Origin of the sequence: Methanobrevibacter sp. (assembly GCF_017432245.1) — an archaeon.
Lineage (GTDB): Archaea > Methanobacteriota > Methanobacteria > Methanobacteriales > Methanobacteriaceae > Methanobrevibacter.
In genome coordinates this window covers 1-7,195 of sequence record NZ_JAFRJO010000086.1, presented here as the reverse complement: position 1 = coordinate 7,195, position 7,195 = coordinate 1, and the positions used below count along the sequence as shown (strand labels likewise).

Below are 7,195 nucleotides of genomic sequence, written 5' to 3'. Positions count from 1 at the left end.
TTATGGTCTTCAGTGCAGTGGCTACTTTCATTGCATATGTACTCTAAATCAAGAATAATTCATGATGAAAATGGTAAATGAAAATAAAAAATTAAATCTAATCAATTACAAGAAAATTTTAATGTGGAGGATAAAAAATGGTAAAATATAATATTGGTGCAGTAGGTGCAGAATTTAATTATGATATCACTCATATGATGTTAGAACTTGCAAAAGCGGAAGCTCAAGTTCGTGACTGTGAAATTACAAAAATTGTAATGGTTCCTGGCGTATTCGATATGCCACTTGCAATCAAGAAATTAACTGAAGCAGACAAAGAAGGTAAAATTGACCTTGACTGCATAATCACTTTAGGTACTGTTATTGAAGGTGCAACTGATCACGACCAAATCGTAGCTCAACATGCATCCCGTAAAATTGCTGACTTATCCTTAGAATGGGGTAAACCAATTTCCCTTGGTATCAGCGGTCCTGGTATGACCAGATTAGATGCACACAGAAGAGTTAGCTATGGTAAAAACGCTGTTGAAGCAGCTGTTAAAATGTGTGACAGATTACAAGACATTTAATTTTAAAAATTTAATTTATTAAAAGAATTTGATTCAATCAATTCTTTTAAACTATTTTTACTATTTTAAAAAAATTTAATTGATTTAATCATTATTGAAAAAATTTTGATTAAACTTTTTCTAAAAGTTTAGAGGATAATATGGCAATTTTAAAACCTGAAGAGTTAAAGGAAAAATTTGATGACCCATGGATTGCTCCATATGAGAAAGTCATTACAATGGCTGATGGAGATATTGTAGAACTTATTGAATACCACCCATGCCCAAGCGGTTCCAACTGGTTGCTTTATCAATACCAACACAGCAGTGAACTTATCATTGATGCTAAAAGAGATGGAAACAAGCACACCTACCTCTGTAAAGTAGGCAAAAAGCCAATAGACCTTAAGGCAAGTATCAATGCTGCTGGAATCGAGGAAGTGGCAATTGATGAAGAGGCAAAGGAAGTTAAGGTAACCCACGGAGGCCTTGCTGGCGCTGGAGTAGGTGCTGGAATGTGCAGAGGAATGGGTGAAGGTGTCAAATACGTGGATGTCCTTGAAGTTGGAGGAGGCAGTAAGGAAGGAAAAGCTACTGTAGTAACTCCAAAATACGAGAAATTAGTCATTGGAATAGATGACACAGACGTTAAGGATGCAGGAGCAACTTGGACTATGGCTCATAACATTGGCCTTCAATTGAAAGAGGAAGGATTCGAGTATCTTGACCATATTATCGTTCAGTTATTCCCACATAATCCTCACAAAACTCAAAACTGCGTTTCAATTGCACTTACCTTTGCTGTAATGGAAGAGGACAAGGACAAGCTTATCTCAAGACTTATTGAAATCCTCGAGCATGACACATTATCCGATAAGACTGCAATAGCTATTCTTGAAGGAATAGGAATCCCACCTGAACTTAGGGAATATGCAATGGCTACAAAAACAGGCATGATGGATGTTGAAACTGCTGAAAAGCTTGCAGAAGAATTGGACATTCCACTCATTGCAGTTACAGGAGACCAAGGAAAAGTAGGTGCACTTGCAGCTTTAGGTCTTCACGATGATGTTGATGAGGCAGTTAAAGTTTATTACTAAAACAAGCTTTTTGAGCCTTCGGCTCAAAAACCTTGACCAAAATTTTTTCACTGATTAGGAGTGTTCACTCTTAACTTTCTATTTTTTTATTATTACTCATTTTCCACTGATTTTACATAATCATCCAATAGATTAAACAGATCTTCTTTTGTATTCATTTTAAATATTTGCTGTTTCAGTTCAATTGTTCTTGGCAATTTCTTAACGTAATATGCAGCTTGAGTTCTCATTTTTGGAATTGCAAATTCCTCTCCCTTGACTTCAATGAGCATGTCTATATGTTTTTTGAGTGTTTCCATTCTCTCTTTTAATGTAACTTCATATGGAAGTGTTCCATCCTCAAGATAGTTGACGCAATCCCTTATAAGCCATGGGTTTCCAAGTGATGCCCTTCCAATCATTACCGCATCACAATTTGTTTCATCAAGCATTCTTTTTGCATCAAAGCATGACTTGATATCCCCATTTCCAATAACTGGAATATTCACATTTTCCTTTACTTCTCTTATAATGGACCAATCTGCCTTTCCAGAGTATCCTTGATCCTTTGTTCTTGGATGAACAGTGATTGCTGATGCACCTGCATCTTCAACGATTTGTGCAATTTCCACTGCATTTATGCTGTTTTTATCCCAACCGCTTCTAATCTTTACAGTCACTGGTATCGGCACAATATCTACAATAGATTCTACAATGGATTTTACCTTAACTGGGTCTTTCATCAATGCACAACCTGCCTTTGACCTGTTTGTCACCTTAGTTACAGGGCAACCCATGTTAATGTCAATGATATCAACATCTGTATTTTCCCAAATGTACTTTGATGCAAATGTGAGAGATTCCAAATCAGAACCGACAATCTGCTGTGAAATTGGATGTTCATAGTCAGTCATGTACAGCATTTCCTTGGTCTTCCAATTGCCATACATAATAGCCTTGTCTGAAACCATTTCTGTTTCAATAAGACCACAACCCATTGACTTTACAATGGTTCTAAAGCTGAAGTCACATACTCCTGCCATAGGGGCCAAAGCTATTTGATTATCTATTTCAACATTTCCAATTTTCCACTTCATATGAATCAGTTAATTATGAGTTTTTTAATGATTGTTTTAAATACTGTTATTTGATATGATTATATTTATTGTAAAAATATATAATTCATTCCACAAAAAACTAAAAAATTTATTAAATTAAAAAAATAAAAAATTAATTGTAAAGTGAATTTTGGTGATATGATGGATAATAAACTATTTTTTCAAGCAATAATCAAATTCATAATTGGTCTTATAATCATTTGTGCACTTCTTTTCATTCCTGCAGGAACTTTAGATTATCCTAATGGATGGCTATTTATAGCTTTGCTCTTCATTCCAATGTTTATTGCAGGAATAATCATGCTTTTCAAGTCTCCAGATCTTTTAAGAAGAAGATTGAATGCAAAGGAAGAGGAAGATGAACAGAAAACAGTGATATTGATTAGTGGAATAATATTCCTCATAGCTTTCATTTTAGCTGGCCTTAACTTTAGATTCGGATGGTTCAAGCTTCCAACTGTGGTGATTATAATCGCTTCAGTCATATTTTTGATTGCTTATATCATGTATTCTGAAGTGCTTAGAGAAAACGAATACCTTTCACGTACAGTTGAAGTGAGTGAAAATCAAAAAGTGGTTGACAGCGGTTTGTATGGCATTGTAAGGCATCCAATGTACACTTCCACAATATTTCTGTTCCTATCTATGCCTTTGGTATTGGATTCAATATTCTCTTTCATTGTAATGCTCGTTTATCCAATAATAATCATTTTTAGAATAAGAAATGAAGAAAAGGTTCTGGAGAATGAGTTGATTGGATATAAAGAGTATAAGGAAAAGGTGAAATATAAATTGATTCCTTATTTATGGTAAAAATAGTTAAAAAAGTAAAAAAAATAGAAAAAAGAAAATATTAATAGCTAAAAATAGCTATTAAATCTCAAAGCTTCCAGCATAGAAAAGTCCTTTGTGTTCTTCAGGATTGTCTTTCATGTAGAATCTAAAGCTATCCTTATTCGCTACATAAAGATGTGCTAAAGCTATTCCTGTATCAATCTTATTCCATTTTTTATATAATCTGTTTCTAAGTCTTCCTTGCTTTACCCTGTATAAGTCATAGCTTCCATCATCATTATGAGTGAAATACCATGGCTGTGTATTGGAAGCGGATGGAGCAAATTGTGCAGGAACTAATTTTTCATCGACTTTATCTGATATCTCATCAAGGGATTTTCTTCTAAACTGGTCAATTTCCCTGTATAAGTTTCCTTTTGGCTTTCCAATTGATATGATTATTATGAATTTTTGGCCCTTATCCGGATTCTCATAATTTTTAGTATTTCCCAATCCTATCCAACAGGCCCCAATTCCCTTGCTCTCTAAAAATAGCTCTACTTGCTGGAAGATGAATCCTACATTTTGATAGTAGTTTTCCTTTTCCTCACTATAGATAGCTATGTAATGAGGAGCTTTCCATCTCATCATTGTAGAGATATTCTCTGTTGGAAGGATTTCATAACTCCATTTTATATTTGGATTCAATTCCTTTGCATTATCAATGAAATCCCTTATCTCATCAAGGGTTTGATTGTCAAGGGGGTTATCATCATAAGATCTGATAGACCTCCTTTTGTATATTGTATCTTCAAGGTTCATTTTATCACAATATCAGTAATTTTTTTTAAAATTCTTATTTGTCAAATATAACTTTTGAATGAATATGATTTAAATCTATTGAATTGAGAGAAAACATAACATAGTTATTAGAAAATAGATTAAAGTTTTATAAAAATGATTTATATTAAAAACTATAAAATAATATATATTAAAAAAAATTTAATAGGTAAAACGATGAGTAGAAAAGATCCTAAGATGATTGCAGAAATCATGAAGAAGAACTTCAAGGGAGCATTCTCAAATCCTATTGTAGTGATTGTTCTCATTGGAGTTATTATACTTCCTTCACTTTATGCGCTTTTGAACATACAGGCATGTTGGGATCCTTATGGAAATACCGGTGATGTTACATTTGCAATAGCAAACCTTGATGAAGGAGCATCATTCAATGATAAAGACATAAATGTGGGAAAGGAACTTGTAAATGACTTAAAGAATAATGATAAGTTCAACTGGACATTCGTTTCAGAAGATGACTTGCGAAAGGGGGTGTATAACGGAACCTATTATGCGGGAATTGTCATACCCAAAAACCTGAGTGAAAACATTGTTTCAATCACTGGTGACAATCCCCAACAAGCAAAGCTTGAATACATTGTCAATATGAAAACAAACCCTGTAGCAACTAAATTGACTGATTCCGGTGCCAATGCTGTTTATACCTCTCTTAATGCAAAAATAGTTGAAATAATAGATATTGCAGCTTACCAAAAGCTTGGTGAATTGCAGGCAGGTCTTGCTGAAGGAGCAAAAAAACTAGCAAACGGTGGAAAACAGCTTCAGGCAGGTAATGCAAAAGTTCAAGCAGGAGCAAGTCAAGTGAAGAGTGGTGAAAGCCAGGTAAAGGATGGTGCGAGTCAAGTTAAATCTGGGGCATCTTCACTGAATGATGGTGCATCACAATTAAAGCAAGGTTCAGACAAATTAAGCGATGGGGCATCACAAGTGGAAAAGGGTTCAGAGGAATTGTCCGCTGCAGTTGACCCTTCATTAATACCGGATGGTCCAATAAAAGACTATGCCGAAGGAAACGTTAAGCTTGCTGATGGAAGCAGTCAAGTGGCTGAAGGAGGAAAACAGTTAGCAAATGGTGCTAATCAGTTAGCTGACGGAGGAAGCCAACTGGCAAACGGTACAGTTAAAGTGGCTGAAGGAAGCAGTAAATTGGCAGAAGGTTCAGTAAGTCTTGCATCTGGAGCATCACTGCTTTCCAATGGTGCAACAAATGCATTGTTTGCAGCATCCAGTTCATTAGGATCCACTGCAGATACACTTGGTGGAATCACAGGAATAGATGAAGACACTCTTGGAGATTATTTCCTTTCTCCTGTACAATTGGAAAGAAACGAGCTATTCCCTGTGAATTCATACGGTTCTGATGTATCTCCATTCTATCTTGTATTATCCATGTGGGTAGGTGCTGTAATTACCTGTGTGATGTTAAAGCCAGGAAGCAGCCAAGGAACAAAATATTCCCCATTTGAAATGTACTTCGGTAAATTGTTAACCTACATTATAATGAGCATACTTCAAGCATGCGTTACAATCGGGGGATGCTATCTTCTCGGCATTCAAATCTTAAATCCAATACTCTTTATAGCATCTTGCATACTGGTATCGATGATATTCATGATCTTAATCTACTCAATAATTTCTGCAATCGGTACAGTAGGAAAGGCTATTGGAGTTATCCTTTTGGTTCTTCAAATATCTGCAACCGGAGGAATCTATCCAATTCAAATCATGCATCCATTCTTCAGGGTATTGTATCCATACATGCCTATGACTTATGGAATAACATTGGTCCGTGAAGCACAGCTTGGTATTGTTTGGTCAAACTATATCCCAGCATTGATTATACTTTTAGCTATTGGATGTGTAACAATAACAGCTGCAGTAATCATTAAGGAAAAATTAGACAAGCCTTCCCATTACTTTGAAGAGAAACTTGAGGAAAGCGGATTGTTTTAGGAGAACATGAAAATTATAATAGCAATAAACTAAATGAGAAAGTGAATTGTTTTAGAAATTATGTTAAGTATTATATATAAATGAAATGAGGAAAAATATGAAATTCAAAAAAAGCCTTCTGATTGCATGCTTAATCATTTTCCTATTCTCCATTGCAAGCGTTTCTGCAAATGAGATTGATGATGGAACATTCACAGTAGAGGATAATGGAATCATTGCTGTTGAAGATGGCATTTCAGTTGGAAATATGGATGGAATCCTAACTGAATCTATTGAGGAGAATGTGATTGAAGCAGACTCAGAAGATGACGGAACATTTTCTGCATTGCAAAAGAAAATCAATGATGCGGAAGAGGGCGCTGTAATTACATTGGATAAGGATTACGCTTATGATGAAGATTTCAGCAAAAGAGGTATCCGAATAAATAAGAACTTGACAATAAACGGTAACGGTCACACATTGGATGGTTTATCCCAGTCCAGAATATTTTTAGTGAGATATGGCCTTATTGATAACAATTACGTTGTATTGAACAACATTAAATTTGCAAATGGAAACACCGACCTTTACGGTGGAGCGATATTCAATTATGGTAATTTGACCGTTAACAATTGCGTCTTCACAAATAACTACGCTAAATATTGTGGTGGAGCCATAAATTCTGTAGGACACTTGAACTTAAAGAATTCCAATTTTACCAAGAACACCGCAGGGGGAGACGGTGGAGCTGTCTTGACATTTTCAATAGACAAGGCCGTTGAATTCTTCAAGAAAGTTTATGTGGATAAAACTCCTGAAGGGGAAATGGAATTCGCTTTCAATGCTACATTAACCGCTGATTTAAGCTATGGAACAAACTAT

At 35.2% G+C, this 7,195-nt stretch carries 6 protein-coding genes and 1 pseudogene; 5 read left to right on the top strand and 2 right to left on the bottom strand.

Features of this window, described 5'->3' with window-relative positions; genetic code table 11:
- Positions 1–137 precede the first annotated feature (137 nt).
- A complete protein-coding gene (ribH, locus tag IJI80_RS07085) occupies positions 138–569 on the top strand; it encodes a 6,7-dimethyl-8-ribityllumazine synthase (protein WP_292788803.1) in 432 nt (143 codons plus the stop codon).
- Between the two features lie 140 nt (positions 570–709).
- Positions 710–1,648, top strand: a complete 939-nt coding sequence (mmp11, locus tag IJI80_RS07080; protein ID WP_292788802.1) for a methanogenesis marker protein 11 — start codon at positions 710–712, stop codon at positions 1,646–1,648.
- A gap of 92 nt (positions 1,649–1,740) precedes the next feature.
- Here the strand turns inward: mmp11 and dusB are convergent, their stop codons facing one another.
- The gene (gene dusB / locus IJI80_RS07075; protein ID WP_292788801.1) at positions 1,741–2,724 is read right to left on the bottom strand and encodes a tRNA dihydrouridine synthase DusB; all 984 of its coding nucleotides are present in this window, start codon (positions 2,722–2,724) and stop codon (positions 1,741–1,743) included.
- Positions 2,725–2,886: 162 nt separating this feature from the next.
- On the opposite strand from dusB, the gene IJI80_RS07070 reads away from it, so the two are divergent.
- On the top strand, positions 2,887–3,558 hold the full coding sequence (locus IJI80_RS07070; protein ID WP_292788800.1) for an isoprenylcysteine carboxylmethyltransferase family protein: 672 nt from the start codon (positions 2,887–2,889) through the stop codon (positions 3,556–3,558).
- Between the two features lie 60 nt (positions 3,559–3,618).
- On the opposite strand, the gene IJI80_RS07065 is transcribed toward IJI80_RS07070, so the two are convergent.
- Entirely contained in the window at positions 3,619–4,341 is a 723-nt protein-coding gene (locus tag IJI80_RS07065; protein ID WP_292788799.1) for a nitroreductase family protein, read from the bottom strand.
- Positions 4,342–4,536: 195 nt separating this feature from the next.
- Between IJI80_RS07065 and IJI80_RS07060 the strand changes: the two genes are divergently transcribed.
- Positions 4,537–6,333 (top strand): YhgE/Pip domain-containing protein, encoded by a 1,797-nt coding sequence (locus IJI80_RS07060; protein ID WP_292788798.1) that lies wholly within the window; start codon positions 4,537–4,539, stop codon positions 6,331–6,333.
- Between the two features lie 97 nt (positions 6,334–6,430).
- Positions 6,431–7,195 (top strand): annotated as a pseudogene (locus IJI80_RS07055) (hypothetical protein); the annotation flags it as partial.

What these genes read in the sequence shown, in the direction of transcription:
- ribH (WP_292788803.1), top strand. Translation starts at nt 138, where the DNA reads ATGGTAAAATATAATATTGGTGCAGTAGGTGCAGAATTTAATTATGAT.
- mmp11 (WP_292788802.1), top strand. Translation starts at nt 710, where the DNA reads ATGGCAATTTTAAAACCTGAAGAGTTAAAGGAAAAATTTGATGACCCA.
- dusB (WP_292788801.1), bottom strand. Translation starts at nt 2,724, where the DNA reads ATGAAGTGGAAAATTGGAAATGTTGAAATAGATAATCAAATAGCTTTG.
- IJI80_RS07070 (WP_292788800.1), top strand. Translation starts at nt 2,887, where the DNA reads ATGGATAATAAACTATTTTTTCAAGCAATAATCAAATTCATAATTGGT.
- IJI80_RS07065 (WP_292788799.1), bottom strand. Translation starts at nt 4,341, where the DNA reads ATGAACCTTGAAGATACAATATACAAAAGGAGGTCTATCAGATCTTAT.
- IJI80_RS07060 (WP_292788798.1), top strand. Translation starts at nt 4,537, where the DNA reads ATGAGTAGAAAAGATCCTAAGATGATTGCAGAAATCATGAAGAAGAAC.